The following is a 19,322-nucleotide window of genomic DNA, read 5'->3' as shown; positions in this document are numbered from 1 at the left end:
ATCATGCAAGTAAAGCTTTAAAAGCAGGTGATTCGAAAAAGTCTCTGAAAAAATCGGTCAGTTCCCATGGCTGACGGTAGATGCGCAAGGATAATGGCCAAACATTCCGGTCATCCAGGCTTTTGAAAAAGACCAAGCAAGGCAACTGGCTCCTGGGGATTCGGAAATGATCTGCCACTTCGTAAGCTTCGCTTCGGTCGAACAGCGCCTCATAGTTGGGTGTCATGAGCTGTTCGACGTTCACTTCGTTCCCATTGCCGACAATGACGACAGAGTTGAAGATATTGCGCATTTGGACGTTATCGGGAACCGATCCGCGTTCCTCGGCATCATTGTCATCTTCAGTAGCCAGCGTTGTGGATTGAAGTACGATCAACTGGTCTAAGTATTGTTTCCAGGGATGGTTATGTTTATTGACATAGTCGATCCAGCGTTTGGAAGGTGGCTCAATGAGAAAGATCGCACATTCCTCTCCGGAAAGCACGTCCAAATCAATAATCCCTTCTTTGAGAAATTCGACAATAGCGTAATCGGAGCCCGTATAGATGAGAAATCCATATATCTTATAGTTGCCCCGCTGAATGGCCAACCACTGCACCCTTACATCATTCAATCCTGGAAATGGCATCATAAGGCAAACAGTTTAAGCGATACCCAATAATTTCCCAACGGTCATAATGAATGGTGCCAGTTTAGTACCGACCTCCACCGCCTTGCCAGACAGATCGCAAATATTCTTGAACTTGTCTATAAAGGAAGACTTGGGCTTTCTCGGGTCAGCCGCAATCGCCGCCGCTTCTTTCTTCGCGCTGCCGACCGCCGGGATAAGATCGATGTCACGCAACTCCTCGTGTTCATCTCCTATCCCTTTTACTACCTTCAGCATTTCATCCATTTTTGCGATTACTTCTTCCCATAGTTTGGGATCAGCCGTTTCCATGTTATCCTTGAATTGCATAAAATGGATATTTGCGATTACCTTGTTATTATTACCAAGGATAACCGAGGAACCCGTAATGTTGCTGACGGTTACAGGTCCTGATTGCTGTGGAGTTTTGCTGGTTGACATGCGTTGAGGTTTAGCATGATAAAGTTATGATTATTATTAATATATTCAATCATAATCGTTGATAAATTACTGATATGTGGGCGATACCTATTATTTGATGCCCGCGGGTAACCTGTTGTAATCTTTTTACGATAATTTAACAAAAATTTATGTAAAACCTGACCAAAACCAGTTCGCTCTTGACAGTTGTTTGACTATCTAAAAAAAATGCTTAAAAACAAAAAAGCCTATTTTCAGTAAGAAAACAGATCTTTGATCTGGAACCGGAGGGATTTAAATCTCCCATACTACGGCTTGATATTCAATATTTTACATGGATATAAATTCTTACTCACCGATTTAATCACCACCTTTCAAATACAGATTAATTGCAAATCTTATGATATAAATATTTGAAATGAATTACAAAAGAAATATCAAATTATAAGCTGAACAGACACTGAATTAATTGTCGTATATGACGAGCAAAAAATTATCCATCTTTGAGTTATTGATAAAGGAAAAAAAATGGATTGGGGTAAGTACGAAGAAGAAGTATTTGGGGCTTGTAAATTATCATTTCCTAATGCACAAGTAGTTAAAGACGTAAAAATCCGAGGCCGGCATTCAAAAAGAAGCAGGCAAATTGACATTATGATCACAGAGACTGTCGGTGGAAAAGAAATTAAAATTGCAGTTGATTGCAAATATTACAATAAGAAAGCTGACATAAAAAAGGTGGAATCGTTCATAGGTATGTTAGATGACATTGGAGCCGATAAAGGATTGATGATTTCTGAAAAAGGCTATACTGAATCTGCATTGCAACGGGCTTATAATAACCCGCAACACCTTGAACTCGATATTTACAGCTTAGAAGATTTCAAAGACCGATTTCATGGTGAACTGGCTATTCCAATGGCTGGCGAAAACGGTGCAATTATAGTCGCACCTTTCGGATGGATCGTTGACGCAAGGCGCACCCCGGGCGCAATATGCTATCTATACCAACGTGGCTTAACATTTGACGAAGCCGGAGAAGCAAGGGAGCTTGCATATATTAACTTTTGGGATAAGAAGTCGGGTTCAGATACTTTAGATAATTTACTCAAATTGCAGGAAGATGGTATTCGCGACGGACGAAAAGTAAATTATATCAACTATCAAGATTCAATTCAGCGGAATGATGCTAAAACTGTCATAAGAATTGCAAATGTTGAAAACTACCCGGCAATTGAAGTAGCCGCTTTCATCGACTTCAAAAACTTTATATTTTTTTGCGTTTGGTTTTCTAAAGAAGTTAATATTAAAAGGAATATCCGCAAGCTGGAAAATATGATGAAATCAGTAATACCGCTGACGGTCCGCATAGAAGATTCAAAAACAGCCGTAATTGCTAAGGATATTTTTAAAGATTGAGCGCACCAGCCCCGCCTTCGCGCAAGTGTTGTGAGGCTGCCTGCGGTTGAATTACTTGTGTGAAACCCGGAAGATAATTTCATTGCCGGCACATCTTCTGTCCCTTTTTTTGGCGCAAGGTGTTGCGCGGTTGCCCGCGGGTTGGCGCACTTGTGACTCCTGTAAAATATCACATTGTAAGCACAAATCAGCCATAGCACCACACAACACCACGCCAAAATTGGGTATCATTTACCACAATAATCCATAAAAACTATTCGATCAATACAATTAATACAGAATTTTTCAGCCTGAATCCTTAAATTTCAAATAAAAGGAAGGCCAGGCGCCCGGATAAGGGAAACCTGCAATGAAGAAAGGGATACCTTAAAAATTTATACGCCCAGCGCAGGCAGTTCTACCGGTTTATTGGTAACGATATTCTCTATCTGCTGTAATTGTGCCGCGGTCAGGCTTTTCAAATTTTCCTGGCTCAGGATGGTATTGTTTATCTGGATATAGTTGTTTTGAGCGGTAACAACGTTGGCGGCAGGCTGTTTATTAGCGACGCCTACCATGTCAAAAAAGAGCTTGGCCGCCTTCATATCGCCATCGCTGGCGTGCTTAAATACGTTAGCCAATATCTTGTGGCTCATAAATTTAAATTGCTCCATTTGGGCGGCAAATTCCGGGTGTTCTTTATATTCTTTAATATGCTTGGCAACGGTTTGGCGGCTGATGCCGGTTTCCTGTGCTAAATCGTTTTTTGTGGGCATAACGCCATACTCGCGCATATGACTGGCAATGGCGTTACTTATCTGCATGTGGTTGCGTTCCCAAATGTCGTTTTTTGTATTTCCACTCATGATGGGGTCTATTTTTTCCAGGAAGCTGTCCCGTTCCGCGCCATGTGCTTGTTGCAGGATTTCGGAAAGCTTGTTCTGTAAAAGTCGTTGTTCCTGCTCGTTAAGGGACATTACATCTGTCGCGGTAATTTTTTCTTTAGCCAGGAGCCTGTTAATTTTGTCGTCAGTATCCCTTAGGGCTACCGAGCGCCTTGTTTTTGTGTTTGTCATGATGTTTTTAATTTATAGCAAGTTAGCAAAAATAATTGACAATTACTAATATTTTTAGCAATTAAAATGTGTTAACCATGCAAAAATTCAACTTATTGATAATCAATAAATTAAGTTAACTTAAACCTAAAATGTGTTAAGTTATGTTAACCCTGTAATGGTCACTCCTGGTCTTTTTTACGCTGCTGAGCACAGTGCCATGACATACCCGCCGGGAGCAGGTTGAGCCCGGTACCGGATGATCATTTAGTATTAACGTAAAACGCCCACCCCTTATCAGGGGCAGGCGTTTTAGCTGGTGGAGCCGGAGGGATTCGAACCCTCGTCCAAACATGGTATAAGGTAAGCTTTCTACATGCTTAGCTTCTGTTTAATTGTCGGGAACAGGAAGGTCAGTCGCTTACCTGTACCGTGTTCCGTAGGTGCTTTATCTCGCTTGCTTATCACACCCTAAGCAGGCCAGTTTCATTTGTCGATGCCCCTGATGCCGATCCAATGAAACGCAGAACCGGCGGGACAAAAGCTATGCTAATTCTAAATTAGGCAGCTAAGGCGTAGTTATTTTCGCCATTTGTAAGTTTGAGCGTTCAGATTAAAGCGCTAATTCACCCAACGCGCTGCATGCTTACCTACTTATCTCCATCCTGTCAATTCCGGTCGACCCCATTTTTGAGTTCGCAATTTGCCGGTGTGCAGTATTGCAGTTAAGAGTACAAAGATAGTTAAAAAGTTTGCAATTTATATGCATATGTAAACAGGCTACACAAAAGGCTAACTGTAAATACCGGAATTTTAATGTATTATCGTATTGGCTATATCAGTGAAGGCATCCGTTTGGTTTTTCACATCCTGCGTTGTCGGCGCGGGATCGTGGTGCTTAGTTTCAAAGATGAGCGCCCAGATCCGAAAGCAAAAGGCAAAAAATATACTACCACCTGGTTTGATATGCTGCGTATAGAAAACGGCAAAATAGCCGAGCATTGGGATAGTGCGCTTAAAGAGTAATATATTTCTTTAAGAGCTTCTTCCCCCGCTTGTGTTTATATAAGCCTTATCTATTTCGTCAGCGCCTTTTTAATCATTCATCTATACAAAAGCACGGTTCACCGATAAACGGTTGCCCCTTGCCCTGCCATTTATCACCTTTGAACCAGTAACCGGGATATCGGGACATCTCCCGGCTATTGTGTTCTGTTTTTTTTCATAAGGTTGCAAGCGCCCCGTGGTTAATTCCGGGGCGCTTATTTAACCCTGCAGAACCACCCAGATGAAAAACAAATGATCAACTGAGTTTAACTATTTTAACATGATCGGTAATTGGCATTGCAACGGCTGCTATATTTAATAAATTTTTTAACCAGATGATCGTTTCTAAAAAAGCCACTAATATATTCATTCATGCAGCCGGTTGGCTGGTATTCTTTGGCTTCCCGTTGTTATTCATGAACCGTACGCAGCAAAGCAGCAGCAGCACATATAATGTTATTCTATCACCGTATTATTGGTTGTTTTGTCTTACCTATATTTTTATGTTTTACTTCAATGCCTGGTACCTGGTGCCACGGTTTGTCTTCCATAAAAAATATGTGGTTTACGGGCTTATCGTTTTACTACTATCGGGCTGCGTATACTTTTTGCAACCGTTTGATAACCTGCTTTTACATAACTTAGTTAAAGAAAAACAAAGCACTGCGGCCCCTATCGGACCACAACTGATACCGGGCGCCGACAGCGGTACCGCCAACCCAAAAAATCTGCCGTTCGGGCCACTGCCTCATGAGGATTTACGGATGCAAGACCCAAGCCTGAAAAAACCATCCAACCAAATTATTTTAATCCATCAATCGGGCAATATAGATATGGTAGGCCTGTTCATTTTTATCATTGTAATAGGCTTGGGCATAGCTATGAGTACGGTGCAAAAATGGCAGCTTACAGAACAGATGGTGATCAGGGCCGAAGCCGAGAAAACCCATGCCGAGCTATCTTTCCTCAAGGCGCAAATCAATCCCCATTTTTTGTTCAATACGCTCAATAATATCTATGCCTTATCGGTAACGGATAGTGAACATACCTCAGAAAGCATCATGAAACTATCCAACATAATGCGCTATGTAACAGATGAGGTGACCGAAGACTTTGTATTGCTGCAAAGCGAGATAGATTGTATTAACGATTACATTGATTTGCAAAAGCTGCGCTTAGGAAAAAAAACCAAGTTGGATTTTAACTTTAATGGCGATATGGCGCAAAAGAAAGTACCCCCGTTAGTACTGATGACCTTTATTGAAAACGTGTTTAAATATGGCGTAAGCAAACACGAACCTTCGGTAATCAGCATAAATATAAAAGTAACCGAGGATAAAATATTGTTCACCTGCGAGAATACCATATTTGATAACCGCCCTGCGAGCAGCCGCAAGGGCATCGGCATTACCAATACAAGGCAGCGGTTACAACATATTTACCCGGGCAGGCACAGGCTAAACATTAGCCAGGAAGCCGCAATGTTTAGGGTTGAGCTGGAAATTGACGCTTAAGTCATAAGTACATAGTCGGAAGCCACAAGTCGAAATCTGTCTTTTCAGAACTTAGAGCTTAAGACTAACACTCATTTTACATTGACAAGACACTAAAAGCTTTTTGCCTTATGCATTCAGCTTTTAGCTTTAAATAAATATCATTATGCAGTTAAAATGTGTAGCCATTGATGATGAGCCGCTGGCGCTGGAGATCATCAAAAAATATGTATCAAATTATCCATCCCTGAAGATGGTAAATACTTTTGAAGACGCCATTTCGGGTGCCGAGTACCTAAAAAGGAACCCGGTAGATGTGCTGTTTGTGGATATTAATATGCCCGATATTACCGGGGTTGACCTGGTACGTTCACTGGACGAGAAGCCGATGATTATATTTACCACAGCCTATAAAAAATTTGCGTTTGAAGGTTTTGAATTGGAGGCGTTGGATTACTTGCTGAAACCCATCAACAGCAACCGCTTTGGCGCAGCCGTGCATAAAGCCATTGATTATTACCAATTTAAGCATACCGACCATACCGCCGAGGATGAACACATTTATGTACATTCGGAATACCGGGTGATAAAAATCGGCATAAGGGATATTGAATACATAGAGAGTATGCAGGATTATATTAAAATCCACCTGCTCAGTGCCGAAAAGCCTATACTCACCTTAATGTCGTTAAAAAGCATGATCGAAAAAATACCGGCTACCCAGTTCATCCGCATCCACCGAAGTTTTGTGGTGGCAAAGGCTCAAATCAGGTCGATATACAACCGCAAGGTAAAATTGCGCAATATCGAACTTCCGGTAGGCACTAATTACGCCGATTTCATCAAAGACTGGTCTAAATGATTGCCTTTTAACCGGTTCATCGGCACATTGGGGGTATTAACCGACACATTGTTTTTAAACAGCGGCATTAAGGCGATTTTTATACTATAAACTTATTTAATCCCCTAACAGATGAAAACTACAGGCAGCAAAAAGAAGATCCTGATTTTAGATAAAAACAGCAGAATGTTATCTGTAATTGATGATATTATGTATTATGGCGATTTTGATGTACACCTTACTTATGATCCTAATGCCATTTATGATAAAGCGAAGGTGATACATCCAGATCTGATCATTTTAGATTATCTATTACTGGATATGGATTGCGCGTTAGTTTGCCAGGATTTTAAGGACGATGAGCAATTGAGGCAGGTGCCCATAATTGTGGTTACAGCTTTCAAAAGCAAAAAGGCCGAGCTGGAATCATACAAATGCGATGCTTTATTTGTAAAACCATTGGATATGGAATTACTGGCATCGAGAATGGAGTATTTAATGGCGTCGTAGTTTGGTTGATTGAGTTAGGATAAGTTGGAGTAAGTTGATTGAGTTAAGTGAGTTGGAATAAGTTGTTAGGTTGGACTGAATTAGATCAGTTAAGGTATTAAAACCTAATCAACTCAATCCAACCCAATCAACCAAAAACATCAGTTTTGTAAAACCCACTTAAACCTGTTAAGTTTAGCCTTTATTATTTACCGTACCTGCAATTATAAATGAAAATTAAAAGTAACATAGCTACCAGCGAAAACGGGTTTATTTTTAACCCTGCAACCGGCGATTCTTTTTCGGGAAATACCACCGCTGCACTGCTGTTATTGGCTATGAAAAGTGGCAAAACAGAAAGTGAGATAAAGCAAGATATCCTGGACAGATATAACGTAAGTGAGCGCCAGCTGGATCTGGACTGGGAAGACTGGATGGTACAGCTAAAGGAAGCAAACCTGCTTGAAACTGAACGATAATGCCAAACAAGTACAGTAACTTATGCATTGCAGTTACCGGCCTTAACGCTAATGACAACCCGGGGCCAGGGATGGCTGTTATCCGTTCATTAAGGGAAGCTTTTGGGGCAGGATTAAGAGTTATCGGCCTATCCTATGAGTCATTGGAGCCTGGGATTTATTTGCGGGAACATGTAAATAAAACCTATCAAATACCTTACCCAACAGAAGGTACCAGTGCGTTATTAGAAAGATTGGGGTATATCCATCAGCAGGAAAACCTGGATGTTATTATTCCTAATTTTGATTCGGAGCTGTTTAATTTTATAAAGGTAGCGCCGCAGTTACAGCAAATGGGCATTGCTACTTTACTGCCATCGCAACAACAACTGGCCCTGCGCGATAAGGTGAACTTAAAGGATTTTGGAACAAAAAACGGTTTTTACGTTCCTGACGATCATAAAATATATCATGCCGACGACCTGAAAAAAACAGCTGATGAGTTTAACTTCCCGATGGTAATAAAAGGTAAATTTTATGATGCCTATGTGGTATATACTATGGACCAGGCCCTTAAAGCCTTTCATCAGCTTAATGCCACGTGGGGAGTACCGGTAATAGCACAGCAATACATAACCGGCACCGAAATAAATATAGCTGCGCTGGGCGATGGTAAAGGCAACAATACCAGCGTAGTGGCCATGCGGAAACTATATATTACCGATAAAGGTAAAGCATGGGCCGGAGTTACCATCAAGGAAGATAAGCTGATTGAACTGGCCGGCAATTTTGCTAAAGCAACCAACTGGAAAGGTGGTTACGAAATGGAGATCATGAGCAATGCCGAGGGGCATTTATATATATTAGAAATTAACCCGCGGTTTCCGGCATGGATTTATTTAACAGCCGGTGCCGGCCAAAACCAGCCCGAAGCTATGGTAAAAATGGCTTTGGGCGATGATGTTTTACCATACACCGATTACCAGGCCGGTAAGTTGTTTGTGCGGTATTCATGGGACCATATTGCCGATATCAGCGATTTTCAGCACATCTCGGTATTTGGCGAATTATAATTTGATTACAATGGAAAAGCTGAAATACGAAAAGCCATATATTAAAAAACTGCACGCCGGCGTGATGAACAAATTTGGCACGCGCACCGGCATACAGCCTGTTAAAAGCATCGAGGGTGTTTCTGTTAAAAGTTTGGTTGAGCAATACGGTTCGCCGGTTTTTGTATTATCAGAAAAACAGATCCGTAAAAATTATCGTTCGGCCTATCGCGCTTTTAGTACCCGTTACCCGAAGGTGCAATTTGCATGGAGTTATAAAACCAATTACCTGAATGCCGTTTGCCAGGTATTTCACCAGGAAGGCAGCTGGGCCGAAGTTGTATCCGGTTTTGAATATCAAAAAGCATTAGGTAACGGCGTGCCGGGCAGCAAGATTATTTTTAACGGGCCTGGCAAATCAAATGACGAATTACAACTGGCTATTGAAAACGACTCGCTTATCCATATAGATCATTTTGAAGAGCTTAACCAGTTACTCGCATTAAGCAACAACCTGGCCAACAAGCCACGCGTTGCCATCCGCGTAAATATGGATACCGGCGTATACCCGCTTTGGGACCGTTTTGGTTTTAATTATGAAAACGGCGAAGCGTGGACAGCCTTATCAAAGGTAATTGATTCGGGCAAGCTACAGCTGGCCGGGTTACATTGCCACATAGGCACCTATATGCTTACAACAGCAGCCTACGGCATTGCGGCAACTAAATTATGTGATTTGGCTATGCGCTGCCAAACGCAACTGGGTCATAAAATAGAATATATTGATATGGGTGGTGGTTTCCCATCAACCAATACTTTAAAAGGCGCCTATTTACCCGGAAATGATACGGTGCCTTCCGTTGACGATTTTGCCGAGGCTATTACATCGGTAATGCTCAATTTCGGCTTTGCAAATGACGATTTACCTTTACTTATACTGGAAAGCGGCAGGTTATTGATAGACGACGCCGGTTACCTGCTGGGCACGGTAATAGCCAATAAACGCTTAAGTAATGGTAAAAGGGCTGCCATTATGAATTTTGGCGTAAATATTTTATTCACCTCGTTTTGGTATGAACACCAGATAAGCCCGGCCCAGGACTTTGCGCCGCATACAGAAAATATGGTGGTTTACGGGCCGCTATGCATGAATATTGATATAATAAGGGAAAGCATTAACCTGCCCTTGCTTAACCCGGGAGATAACGTGGTAGTACACAAGGTTGGCGCCTACAACATGACGCAGTGGATGCAGTTTATTACGCTTAGGCCTGCTGTGGTTTTAATAGATGAACAACAGCGTACACACCTTATCCGAAGCAACGAAACACTTGAATACACAGAAGGGCCCGAGCTTATGCCCGAACATTTAAAAGCCAGCAAGTGAAGCAAATTACAGCATTTATAAAATCGGTAGTTAGTTCCTATTCGGTACTGTTTTTTTCGCAGAACCAGATATTAGGGATCATCTTGCTGTTTGTTTCTTTTTTCAATCCTGTATCCGGCTTTGCGGGGTTGGGCTGTGTTGTTTTTTCGTTAATAGTATGCAGGTTGCTAAAGTTTGATGGAGACAATCTGCAACTGGGTATTTATAGTTTTAATTGCCTTTTGTTAGGCATTGCCTTCGGCGCATTTTACAATGTAAATGTTATGTTTTTGCTATGGCTTTTTGTTGCGTGCTGTGCTGTAATCGTTGCCACAATCATTATCTCCACGCGGTTAGGTACGCAGGGGTTGCCCATGTTATCGCTGCCATTTGTGCTTGTGTTTTGGCTGGTGCTGCTGGCGTCTAATAGTATTTTCGCTATGGGCCTGCAACAAAAAGACAGCTACCTGTTAGAAGAGATTTATGCCGGCCCGGGCAACCATATGGCAGGCATTGAGGGTTACCTGGCTACGGAATTGCCGCAATTTGTAAGTCTTTTCTTCCGCTCATTAAGTGCCGTGCTATTTCAGCATAATATCATCGCGGGGATGCTTATCAGTGTAGGGATGCTTGTTCATTCGCGTATTGCTTTTAGCTTACTCATCATCAGCTTTGTATGCGCAATTGGCATCAACGGGCTCACGCATACTTACCCCGAGGGAATTAGCTATTATCATTTAGGAGCCAATTTCATGATGGCGGCAGTAGCCACTGGAAGTTTTTTTACAATCCCCTCCCTCCGCTCCTATTTGCTGGCAATTTTGAGCATTCCAATGAGTTTTCTTATCATTAATGGCTTAACAGGTTTTATGTCGGTACACGCCTTGCCGGTATTTTCGCTTCCATTTTGCATCGTAAATATCAGCCTCTTATATTTTTTAAAGCTGCGACATACCAGCGGCAAATTACAATTGGTTGTTTTCCAGCACTATTCGCCGGAAAGGAACCTTTACCAGTTTTTAAACCAGGAGGAGCGGCTAAACGATCTTAAATATTACAAGCTGAACCTGCCGTTTATGGGGTATTGGACGGTGTCGCAGGGATACAATGGCAACATAACACACAAAGGAGACTGGGGCCAGGCGCTGGATTTTGTGATCAGCGATGATGAGCATAAAACATTTCAGTATCCGGGTACCTTGCCCGAACATTTTTATTGCTTTAACAAACCTGTTTTGGCTTGCGGCCCCGGCGTTGTTGAACAGGTTGTAAACAATATAGAAGATAACGCCATAGGCAAAGAAAACCTTAAAGAAAACTGGGGAAACACCGTGGTGATCCGTCATGCAGCAGACTTCTATTCCAAAGTATCGCACCTCAAAAAAAATTCAGTAAAAGTTAAGCCCGGTGATGTTGTAAAAACCGGCGATTTACTTGGTTTGTGCGGCAATTCGGGGCGGTCGCCCGAGCCACATCTGCATTTTCAGGTGCAAGCTACGCCATACATCGGGTCGAGGACGTTGAGTTATCCCATATCCCACTATATTAGCCGGGCTGAAAATAAAAACAGATTAATAAGCCATACGATACCTGCAGAAGGCGAGCTTGTTGGCAATCCTGAAATTGACACCCCAATTAAAAAGGCATTTGATTTTCAACCAGGATATATTGCAAGCCTTGTATCGGAAAATGGTATTGCCGAAGATTGGGAGGTTTTTAAGGATGCGTTGGGCCAATCATACATTTATAGCAAAACAACAGGTGCCGTTGCTTATTTTATTAACAACGGCGTTATGTTTTATTTTACCAGTTTTTACGGTAGTAAGAAATCGCTGCTTTATAACTTTTACCTGGCGGCATACAAAGTTGTTTTTAGCAATAACGAAGGGATGCCAATAACCGACAAATTACCGCTTAGCGAAACAGTCAATAAGTTTTCACTTTGGCTGCAAGACGTTATTGCACCATTTTACGGGTTTATTAATATTAATTACAATAACTACAATCTGGTTAATAAAAATGGAGTAAGCATCACGTCTAAAATTCATACTGAAATAGCAGGTAAAAAAAACGAGGAAGCTGAGTTAAGCGTTTATGTAGATCATGGCAATCTGATTTCTTTCAGCATCAATTCAAATGGTAAAAACATTACAGCAAAATGGGGTACAAAAAACTAATACTGATTTTTACTTTATTTGTTGCGTTGGCCGCTAAAGCGCAGGATAATAGATTTGCCGTGGCAGATAGTACTGCTGAACAACTGTACAATGCCGGCGATTGGAAACAAATGATCGTATTTGGCAACAAAACTATTGCGGATAGCGTTGATTTCCCAGGCCTGCGTTTTAAACTTGGATATGCTTACATGATAACCGGAAACTATAAGGCAGCTATCGAACACTTTGACCAGGTATTAAGTAATGATTCGGCCATTTTTACCGCGCGCCTGTATGCTTATTACTGCAATACTTATTTAAACAACGACCTTGGGGCATCGTATAATGCCGGTAAACTGGATACGGCAACCAGGCGCGCGCTCAAACTTTCTCCATTTGGATTGATAGATGCAGAACTGGAAAGCGGCATAAAACTGCCCAACAATAGCCAGCGCGATAATGGCTTTTTTGAACGTGTTGGGTTAAGTAACCGCCTGTCGTGGCGTTTGCAGTTAGACCAGTCGTTCATGTTTTTCAGTCAAAACATATTCAGATCATTATTTGACGACAAGGATGCCGACAAATATCTATCGGGCAAAACAGACAGGCAAACAGAATATTTTGTTAGGGCACAATTTGGTATTAGCCCGCACGTAAACGTTATTGGATCGTATCATTACATTTACACTACTTACCGGGGCAGCATAAACAATAGTAATTTAGGTTTATTGGGAATAAAATACAACGGCCGTTTTGTTGACTTACAGGCAGATGTTAATTTTGGCCGATTGATAAACAAAACATTAAAACAATATAATACCAGGCTAAATTTTTATCCGTTGGGCAATCTTAATTTATATACAACAAGCAGGGCATCGGTATTAAACTTAAGCGGAACCAACAGTTTTATATACAACCAGGCATTGGGCTTTAAAGCATTTAACAAAACCTGGCTTGAAACATCGGTAACTTTTGGCAACCAGGACGATTATTTGGATGCTGATGGCCTTTACGTATATAATTCTATCGACCCAACAAAATTTAAATGTGGGGAAACCGTTTTTTACCAGTTAAACACCCACGCCCTGTTGAATTTAAACTATATTTATGAAAAGAAGACGGATATTTACCGCTCTGTAAACTATAACCAGAATTCTGTTACGTTAGGTATAATATGGAAATTTTAAAAAAAACGTTTATAGCAGTATTTTTAATATTATTTGCAGTACAGCTACAGGCCCAAACCAACGCCGTGCTGCAAAAAGCATTTCGTAATAGCTATGTAGATGAACAGAATAAGAATTATACGGCTGCTATAAACGATATTTACCCTTATCTGAGCGACAATAGTTACGAGGTAAATATCCGCTTAGGCTGGCTGCATTATCTAAACAAAAACTATACAGCTTCGCAAGCTTACTATCAAAAAGCCATCAGCATAAAACCTGATGCTATTGAACCTAAGTTTGGCTTTGTAAAACCCCTGTCGTTTTTACAAAGCTGGGATAAGGTACTTGAACAATACCTGGCTATTTTAAAAATAGACCCGCAAAACACGCAAGCTAACTATTGGGCAGGGGTAATTTATTATAACCGTAAACAATATGATTCCGCTGTAAGGTGTTTTCGGGTAGTTGTAACCCTTTACCCTTTTGATTATGATGGCAACCACATGCTGGGCTGGAGCACGTTGATGGCCGGAAAAAAAACCGAGGCTAAGCCATTTTTTGAACGCGCGCTGGTTATTAAGCCTGCCGATGCTTCAAGCATCGATGGTTTAAACCGTTGTAATTAATCGGTACAATATGGTCGTTTATCGATTCACTATAATTTTTGTCGGGCCGGCATTATACTTTTGATTGATTTTGAAGCGTTTTGTAATCTCGTTGTATAAATCATTAGCCAACCGTTAACGCACTATTACCGTATATAAATTATAAATGAAAATAAAATATTTACTTTTAAAAATGCAGCTTATTGGCTGTCTTTTAATAATTATAACTTTTAGTTCCTGCAAAAAAGATAAAACAAATGCCGTTGTAAACGCGACGCCGGTAACAATTGGGTTATACGAATATGCCAGCGGCGTTGATAAGAGGTTATTAGTTCCCATTACAAAAATAGGCACGCAAACTGTAAACTACGGAACCATATTTGATACCGGGTCACCGGGAATGACTTTGGATGCTAACGGTATTTTGCCGGCATCGATGATAACATCTGCGGGTATCACAGTAACAGGCGACTCAACTGTGGTAAGCGGTATCACCGTAACTTCAAAAACATCGACCATCAGTTTTGGGGATGCAACAGGTACCACAATAGAATACGGAAATTTAGCTTATGCCAACGTTACCGTTGGTAATTCATTAGGAAGCCTGGAATTAAAACGGGTGCCATTTTTTTTATATTACAAAATAAAAGACAGCAAGGGTAACATATATCCCGCGCATTCGGCAGACGTTTTTGGGGTAGGAACAGGAACAAGCAGCACAAATACCAATATATCGAGCCCGTTAAAATCCTATTCTTACGGTACCGGCTTAACCAGCGGTTTTAAACTGGCAACATTAAGCAGCACCTCGTTCCTGGGCACGCCTACGTATGTTTCCAACTTGCTTACTATTGGATTAACCAGTGCTGACTTATCGTCGGCCGGGTTTATTATGCACCCATTATTGCCAAAATATAGTTACAATCCATACATCGAAGGAACGTTAACTTATAACAATAAAACCATCGATGCTATATTTTTATTTGATACAGGTACGCCGTCGGTGAGCACTATCGAAGACAAGCTTGCGGTCGCCGCTGTTTCTTTGCCAACCAATACAACAGTTACTTTAAAAACCAACCAGGGTTTTACTTATACCTACGTTACATCAAGCACGGGTAATCTTACGCAAGTAGCAAACCCTAATACTACACAAGATTACCGCACCATTTTCAGCCTCGACTTTTTTATAAAAAACGAGTATCTGACAAATTACGCAAGTCGCATTATTGGGTTAAAGAATAATTAACAGCAAAATTCATTCGTCGATAAATAACTGCGTTTTATCGACACATCGTTGCCTGTCAAATCCATCACTGGTAATTTTAAATAACAATCCCGATAACTATATCGGGTACCATTTATTAATCAAAATCAATCCAGATGAAAACGAAAATTACTTATTCATGGGTGTTGGTGCTGGCCGTTATCTTCGGTTTGGCTTCTTGCCAAAAAGAAAGCGGCACTAAAACAACTACTACCACGACTACAACTTCTTCTACCATTGCATCAACAGGCGCTATTGCCATTAGCCTGGCATCGGGTACAACCGACTCGGTTTATATGGTTGGCTGCTTTGGCCATCATGACAAAAAAGACTCAATAGCATTTAGCACATTACCAACAGCCATAGGCATTTACCTTACAGCAAATTACAGCGGCTACACGTTTAAAAAGGCGTATGCTATTACCGATAGTGCCAAAACTGTTATCAACTACATTGTTGTGATTAAATATAACAGTGCGCTGGTTGGCCTTAAATTTACTGCCGCCGGTGTATTTGTAAGTACACTTGAGCAACGCGACGGTAATGATTTAAAGGGCCAGGGATGGCACCGTGGCGGGCCGTTTGATAACCGGGATGGCAAACACCGTGATACCATAGCACTAACTGCCTTACCAGCTGCAGTAACCAGCTACTTTAAAACCACTTATCCAACAGATACTTTATTGCATGCATCTATTACGCCAGATAGCGCATACGCATTAGTAAGCAAAAACAATGGCCTCTTTATAACAATTATTAAGGCAACAGGAACGTTAATAAAACGCATACAAATTGATAAACACGTTGGCGCTCACGTTGCAGTTACCGCAGCAAACCTGCCAGCTGCCATCACAACCTATTTAACAACCACTTATCCCGGTTATGTTTTTGATAAAGCTTTTTCACATAGTGTAAGCGGTGTCATTAAAGGATATGATGTAGAAATCACCTCCAACAGTACCAAGTATGTAGTTGTATTTGATGCTACGGGCACCTTTGTAAAAGCCTTCGCTGTTCATTAAAAACTTCCCTATTAAATTAATATATAGTAAGGCCGGCTCTCTTTAAACAGAGGCCGGCTTTTTGGGGTTTGATGCCGGCTTTTTTTCAAAGACAAAACAGTCAAGTCAGACCGGTCATCCCTGTTAGCAGGAAAAGTGTTGTTACGACGGCCGGCCTGATTTTTATATTTGTCTCTATTCGTCTATACTTATCGTTTGCGGAACATTTGAGGCATTCCAGCCGTTAATGCTCACCTCAAGCTTTTTCTTAAATGCAGGTACATTATAATCAATAACTAACTTTTTTTCCTCTCCAGGCAACACTGTAACATAATTATCACTGTAAAATGCCGGCAATACCCTTGTTTTGCTGTCCGCATCTACCAACGCTATCCTGTTAAAAAAAGCAAGCACACTGTTCTCTTTGTTAACTAACGTAACTTCTACCCTGCCTGGTTTTATATATTTTGCTTTAACCGATAATTCTTCAGCTTTCATTTTTTGCAGACCTGAAAACCCTCCTTTGCTATCCGGAATCCAGTAAGTATTATCGGTAATTACTTTTTTGCTTTCATCCAGCAGTTGTAACGACAGAAAAACGCCCTCCTTTGCGGCCAGCTTATCAACCGTGCCTTTTATAGAGAAATACTTTTTAACAGTAGTGGCATTTATATCAGCAAAAACCTGGGTAAGCAAATTTTCTTTACCCTCCATATCATAGGTTTTTACTACCATCATCATGCTACGGCGTGCTTTAAATGTATTATTGGCCACCATTACCATTCCGTTAATTGGATTGTACATGATGTGGAATGGGGCGCTGCCGTTATGCAAGCCATATAAGCAGGCATTGGGGTCAAGGTAATAGTCATACATCTGGCCGCGCATGGCTGTCCATGGGTTCTGGGTTTTCCATATGATGAAACCTGTATACCAATCCCACATATGCGATGTAAAGCCCTCAGCTAGGCCGCGATACTGATCGTAGTTTACCAGTTGGGCTTTCATGGCAAAATCGGCAGCATTTTTGGCTTTGCCATATTTATTAATGGCGGTATCATAGCCAATATATTTATGATAATCCCAAACGCTGTCTGTTTTTGTTTTGTGGGTCTCCTCGTCGTATACCGGCGGAACCATATTGGCCGAGGGTATAAAACGTTTTAATGATTCATAATCGCCAACGCCAACCGAGCCAACTTCGGAATTGAATGGAAATGTTTTAAACTCCCAAAATACCGACAGCGGCTGAATACCGTATGGCCCATCGCCGTTACCACCCAATACATTGTGCGACATGCTATCAGAGTTGGAGTAATCAACAAACCAGCGGGTATTATCCAATTTTGGTAAAATGGTATCGCGCAAAGCAGTCAGGATATCTTCGGGTGGTGTTATCTCATTGCCGCCGCACCAAATGGCCAACGAGGCATAATTACGTACCATTTTTATCTGGTCAATTGCCGAACGAAGGAACAAGCCATGATCATCAGGATATTTGCGGCGCGTCCATTGGTCGTCCAGCTTTTGGGGATCCTGCCAGCGGCCGTTGCAATCGCCAGATCCCCAGAGGTCCTGGAAAACCAGGATACCATATTTATCACAGGCCTCAAAAAATTCAGGGCGCTCAATCATGGCACCACCCCATACCCTTATCAGGTTCAGGTTCATATCACGATGAAAACGCACTTCGGCATCATAACGCGTATCCGAAAGGCGCAGCATGGCGTCAGATATTACCCAGTTACCACCCTTGATAAAAATTTTCTGGCCGTTAACCATAATCTGGCGGCTGCCGGTATGTTCGTTATATTCACTCGTCAGTTGCCGTACTCCTATATTAAGTTGATGCTGATCTGAAACAGCCTTACCCGCCGCGGTAAACTTTAACTTAAAACTATAAAGATGCTGGTCGCCGTAACCATTAGGCCACCAGAGTTTAGGATTTGGAAGGCTATAATCGACAAAACTCACGTTCGTAGTGGAGTTTGGCTTCAAACTAACTGCTTTTGAGATGACTTTACCATCCAGTTCAAAACTTAAGGAGCCATTTACCGCTGCCGGCGTTGGGTTGCTTAGTTCGGCCGCTACTTTAATAACCGCAGGCTGTTGCGCACCTTCGGGAAGCCTTACACCTGGCACCAGGGTAACAATGTGTTCGTCATTAATACGTACCGCTCCTGTTTTTTGGATGGTTACCTTGTCCCATATACCGGTATTCCTGTCGCGCATCGGCTGTATCCAATCCCATCCGGCAGTGTATTGTAAACCAACGTTACGCGCAATTGTACCGTCGCCGCCCTGGCCACCATTTGGGTTACCAACAACATCGGGCGGGTGCACCAATACCGCCAGGCGGTTATCTCCGTTTTTTGCGAGGTAAGGCGTTATATTGTAGTCAAACCGCAAAAACATCCCTTTCTGAATTGTTCTGTTCAGCTTATGTCCGTTCAAATAAATATCGCAACTATAATTTATTCCCCTAAAATTAAGATAAACCTGGTTACTGCCCGTTGCCGGCGTTTCTTTAAAATCTTTGGTGAACCAATAGGTATAGTAATCGGCACCGGTTTTATAAATATCGGCTATATGCTCGTTGTTCATGCCCCAAAATGGATCGGGCACTTTTTGATTGTTTAATAACGTGGTCAATACTGTTCCCGGTACCGTAGCCGGCATCCAGGCTGTGGTGCTAAATACCGGAGTAGACAATACTGTTCCGCTTTCTTTTACGCTGCTTACAGGCGCACACTTCCAGCCGGAATTCAGTTCGTAGCTACTTTGGGCGTATATATTAACAAAGGGTAAGATCAGAGCCAGCGTAACAAACAATTTTAGCTTTGCCGGCCTGTAAATTAAAGTTGAGGGCATTTTTTA

At 41.6% G+C, this 19,322-nt stretch carries 17 protein-coding genes and 1 other RNA gene; 13 read left to right on the top strand and 5 right to left on the bottom strand.

The window, feature by feature from the left end:
- Nucleotide 1: 1 nt before the first annotated feature.
- Together BMX56_RS15905 and BMX56_RS15900 are read right to left on the bottom strand one after the other, a co-directional pair.
- Entirely contained in the window at nucleotides 2-631 is a 630-nt protein-coding gene (locus BMX56_RS15905) for a hypothetical protein (protein WP_090650000.1), read from the bottom strand.
- A gap of 12 nt (nucleotides 632-643) precedes the next feature.
- Complete coding sequence (locus BMX56_RS15900; protein WP_090649997.1) at nucleotides 644-1,069, bottom strand: hypothetical protein; 426 nt, start codon at nucleotides 1,067-1,069, stop codon at nucleotides 644-646.
- Between the two features lie 507 nt (nucleotides 1,070-1,576).
- Here BMX56_RS15900 and BMX56_RS15895 point away from each other — a divergent pair.
- Entirely contained in the window at nucleotides 1,577-2,467 is an 891-nt protein-coding gene (locus BMX56_RS15895; RefSeq protein WP_090649995.1) for a restriction endonuclease, read from the top strand.
- 374 nt (nucleotides 2,468-2,841) lie between these two features.
- Here BMX56_RS15895 and BMX56_RS15890 read toward each other — a convergent pair whose 3' ends face one another.
- Together BMX56_RS15890 and ssrA are read right to left on the bottom strand one after the other, a co-directional pair.
- The gene (locus BMX56_RS15890) at nucleotides 2,842-3,522 is read right to left on the bottom strand and encodes a hypothetical protein (RefSeq protein ID WP_090649993.1); all 681 of its coding nucleotides are present in this window, start codon (nucleotides 3,520-3,522) and stop codon (nucleotides 2,842-2,844) included.
- A gap of 296 nt (nucleotides 3,523-3,818) precedes the next feature.
- Nucleotides 3,819-4,187: a transfer-messenger RNA gene (gene ssrA / locus BMX56_RS15885) on the bottom strand.
- Between the two features lie 130 nt (nucleotides 4,188-4,317).
- Between ssrA and BMX56_RS15880 the strand changes: the two genes are divergently transcribed.
- From BMX56_RS15880 to BMX56_RS15825, 12 genes are all read left to right on the top strand, one after another.
- A complete protein-coding gene (locus BMX56_RS15880; RefSeq protein WP_090649991.1) occupies nucleotides 4,318-4,527 on the top strand; it encodes a hypothetical protein in 210 nt (69 codons plus the stop codon).
- Between the two features lie 356 nt (nucleotides 4,528-4,883).
- A complete protein-coding gene (locus BMX56_RS15875; RefSeq protein ID WP_090649988.1) occupies nucleotides 4,884-6,062 on the top strand; it encodes a sensor histidine kinase in 1,179 nt (392 codons plus the stop codon).
- 145 nt (nucleotides 6,063-6,207) lie between these two features.
- A complete protein-coding gene (locus tag BMX56_RS15870; protein WP_090649985.1) occupies nucleotides 6,208-6,903 on the top strand; it encodes a LytR/AlgR family response regulator transcription factor in 696 nt (231 codons plus the stop codon).
- Nucleotides 6,904-7,014: 111 nt separating this feature from the next.
- The gene (locus BMX56_RS15865; RefSeq protein ID WP_090649982.1) at nucleotides 7,015-7,392 is read left to right on the top strand and encodes a response regulator; all 378 of its coding nucleotides are present in this window, start codon (nucleotides 7,015-7,017) and stop codon (nucleotides 7,390-7,392) included.
- A 209-nt stretch (nucleotides 7,393-7,601) separates the two neighbouring features.
- Nucleotides 7,602-7,850 carry a PqqD family protein gene (locus tag BMX56_RS15860; protein WP_090649980.1) on the top strand — a complete coding sequence of 83 codons (249 nt, stop codon included), beginning with the start codon at nucleotides 7,602-7,604 and terminating at the stop codon, nucleotides 7,848-7,850.
- Nucleotides 7,850-8,902 carry an ATP-grasp domain-containing protein gene (locus BMX56_RS15855; protein WP_090649978.1) on the top strand — a complete coding sequence of 351 codons (1,053 nt, stop codon included), beginning with the start codon at nucleotides 7,850-7,852 and terminating at the stop codon, nucleotides 8,900-8,902. Before BMX56_RS15860 ends, BMX56_RS15855 begins: the two co-directional genes overlap by 1 nt.
- Nucleotides 8,903-8,912: 10 nt before the next feature.
- Nucleotides 8,913-10,268 (top strand): type III PLP-dependent enzyme domain-containing protein, encoded by a 1,356-nt coding sequence (locus tag BMX56_RS15850; protein WP_090649975.1) that lies wholly within the window; start codon nucleotides 8,913-8,915, stop codon nucleotides 10,266-10,268.
- Complete coding sequence (locus BMX56_RS15845) at nucleotides 10,265-12,424, top strand: urea transporter (RefSeq protein ID WP_090649971.1); 2,160 nt, start codon at nucleotides 10,265-10,267, stop codon at nucleotides 12,422-12,424. Before BMX56_RS15850 ends, BMX56_RS15845 begins: the two co-directional genes overlap by 4 nt.
- Nucleotides 12,406-13,590 carry a tetratricopeptide repeat protein gene (locus BMX56_RS15840; protein ID WP_090649969.1) on the top strand — a complete coding sequence of 395 codons (1,185 nt, stop codon included), beginning with the start codon at nucleotides 12,406-12,408 and terminating at the stop codon, nucleotides 13,588-13,590. The genes BMX56_RS15845 and BMX56_RS15840 overlap by 19 nt, the downstream gene beginning before the upstream one ends.
- Complete coding sequence (locus BMX56_RS15835; protein WP_090649966.1) at nucleotides 13,578-14,198, top strand: tetratricopeptide repeat protein; 621 nt, start codon at nucleotides 13,578-13,580, stop codon at nucleotides 14,196-14,198. Before BMX56_RS15840 ends, BMX56_RS15835 begins: the two co-directional genes overlap by 13 nt.
- A 145-nt stretch (nucleotides 14,199-14,343) precedes the next feature.
- Nucleotides 14,344-15,426, top strand: a complete 1,083-nt coding sequence (locus BMX56_RS15830; RefSeq protein WP_090649962.1) for a hypothetical protein — start codon at nucleotides 14,344-14,346, stop codon at nucleotides 15,424-15,426.
- Nucleotides 15,427-15,560: 134 nt separating this feature from the next.
- A complete protein-coding gene (locus tag BMX56_RS15825; protein WP_090649959.1) occupies nucleotides 15,561-16,466 on the top strand; it encodes a PepSY-like domain-containing protein in 906 nt (301 codons plus the stop codon).
- 174 nt (nucleotides 16,467-16,640) lie between these two features.
- On the opposite strand, the gene BMX56_RS15820 is transcribed toward BMX56_RS15825, so the two are convergent.
- Nucleotides 16,641-19,316 (bottom strand): glycoside hydrolase family 2 protein, encoded by a 2,676-nt coding sequence (locus tag BMX56_RS15820; protein WP_090649956.1) that lies wholly within the window; start codon nucleotides 19,314-19,316, stop codon nucleotides 16,641-16,643.
- Nucleotides 19,317-19,322: the final 6 nt, after the last annotated feature.

Source organism: Mucilaginibacter sp. OK283 (assembly GCF_900110415.1).
Classification (GTDB): domain Bacteria; phylum Bacteroidota; class Bacteroidia; order Sphingobacteriales; family Sphingobacteriaceae; genus Mucilaginibacter.
The sequence above is the reverse complement of the archived record's forward strand: the minus strand, read 5'-3'. Positions and strand labels throughout refer to the sequence as shown.

What these genes read in the sequence shown, in the direction of transcription:
- BMX56_RS15905 (WP_090650000.1), bottom strand. Translation starts at nt 631, where the DNA reads ATGATGCCATTTCCAGGATTGAATGATGTAAGGGTGCAGTGGTTGGCC.
- BMX56_RS15900 (WP_090649997.1), bottom strand. Translation starts at nt 1,069, where the DNA reads ATGTCAACCAGCAAAACTCCACAGCAATCAGGACCTGTAACCGTCAGC.
- BMX56_RS15895 (WP_090649995.1), top strand. Translation starts at nt 1,577, where the DNA reads ATGGATTGGGGTAAGTACGAAGAAGAAGTATTTGGGGCTTGTAAATTA.
- BMX56_RS15890 (WP_090649993.1), bottom strand. Translation starts at nt 3,522, where the DNA reads ATGACAAACACAAAAACAAGGCGCTCGGTAGCCCTAAGGGATACTGAC.
- BMX56_RS15880 (WP_090649991.1), top strand. Translation starts at nt 4,318, where the DNA reads ATGTATTATCGTATTGGCTATATCAGTGAAGGCATCCGTTTGGTTTTT.
- BMX56_RS15875 (WP_090649988.1), top strand. Translation starts at nt 4,884, where the DNA reads ATGATCGTTTCTAAAAAAGCCACTAATATATTCATTCATGCAGCCGGT.
- BMX56_RS15870 (WP_090649985.1), top strand. Translation starts at nt 6,208, where the DNA reads ATGCAGTTAAAATGTGTAGCCATTGATGATGAGCCGCTGGCGCTGGAG.
- BMX56_RS15865 (WP_090649982.1), top strand. Translation starts at nt 7,015, where the DNA reads ATGAAAACTACAGGCAGCAAAAAGAAGATCCTGATTTTAGATAAAAAC.
- BMX56_RS15860 (WP_090649980.1), top strand. Translation starts at nt 7,602, where the DNA reads ATGAAAATTAAAAGTAACATAGCTACCAGCGAAAACGGGTTTATTTTT.
- BMX56_RS15855 (WP_090649978.1), top strand. Translation starts at nt 7,850, where the DNA reads ATGCCAAACAAGTACAGTAACTTATGCATTGCAGTTACCGGCCTTAAC.
- BMX56_RS15850 (WP_090649975.1), top strand. Translation starts at nt 8,913, where the DNA reads ATGGAAAAGCTGAAATACGAAAAGCCATATATTAAAAAACTGCACGCC.
- BMX56_RS15840 (WP_090649969.1), top strand. Translation starts at nt 12,406, where the DNA reads ATGGGGTACAAAAAACTAATACTGATTTTTACTTTATTTGTTGCGTTG.
- BMX56_RS15835 (WP_090649966.1), top strand. Translation starts at nt 13,578, where the DNA reads ATGGAAATTTTAAAAAAAACGTTTATAGCAGTATTTTTAATATTATTT.
- BMX56_RS15830 (WP_090649962.1), top strand. Translation starts at nt 14,344, where the DNA reads ATGAAAATAAAATATTTACTTTTAAAAATGCAGCTTATTGGCTGTCTT.
- BMX56_RS15825 (WP_090649959.1), top strand. Translation starts at nt 15,561, where the DNA reads ATGAAAACGAAAATTACTTATTCATGGGTGTTGGTGCTGGCCGTTATC.
- BMX56_RS15820 (WP_090649956.1), bottom strand. Translation starts at nt 19,316, where the DNA reads ATGCCCTCAACTTTAATTTACAGGCCGGCAAAGCTAAAATTGTTTGTT.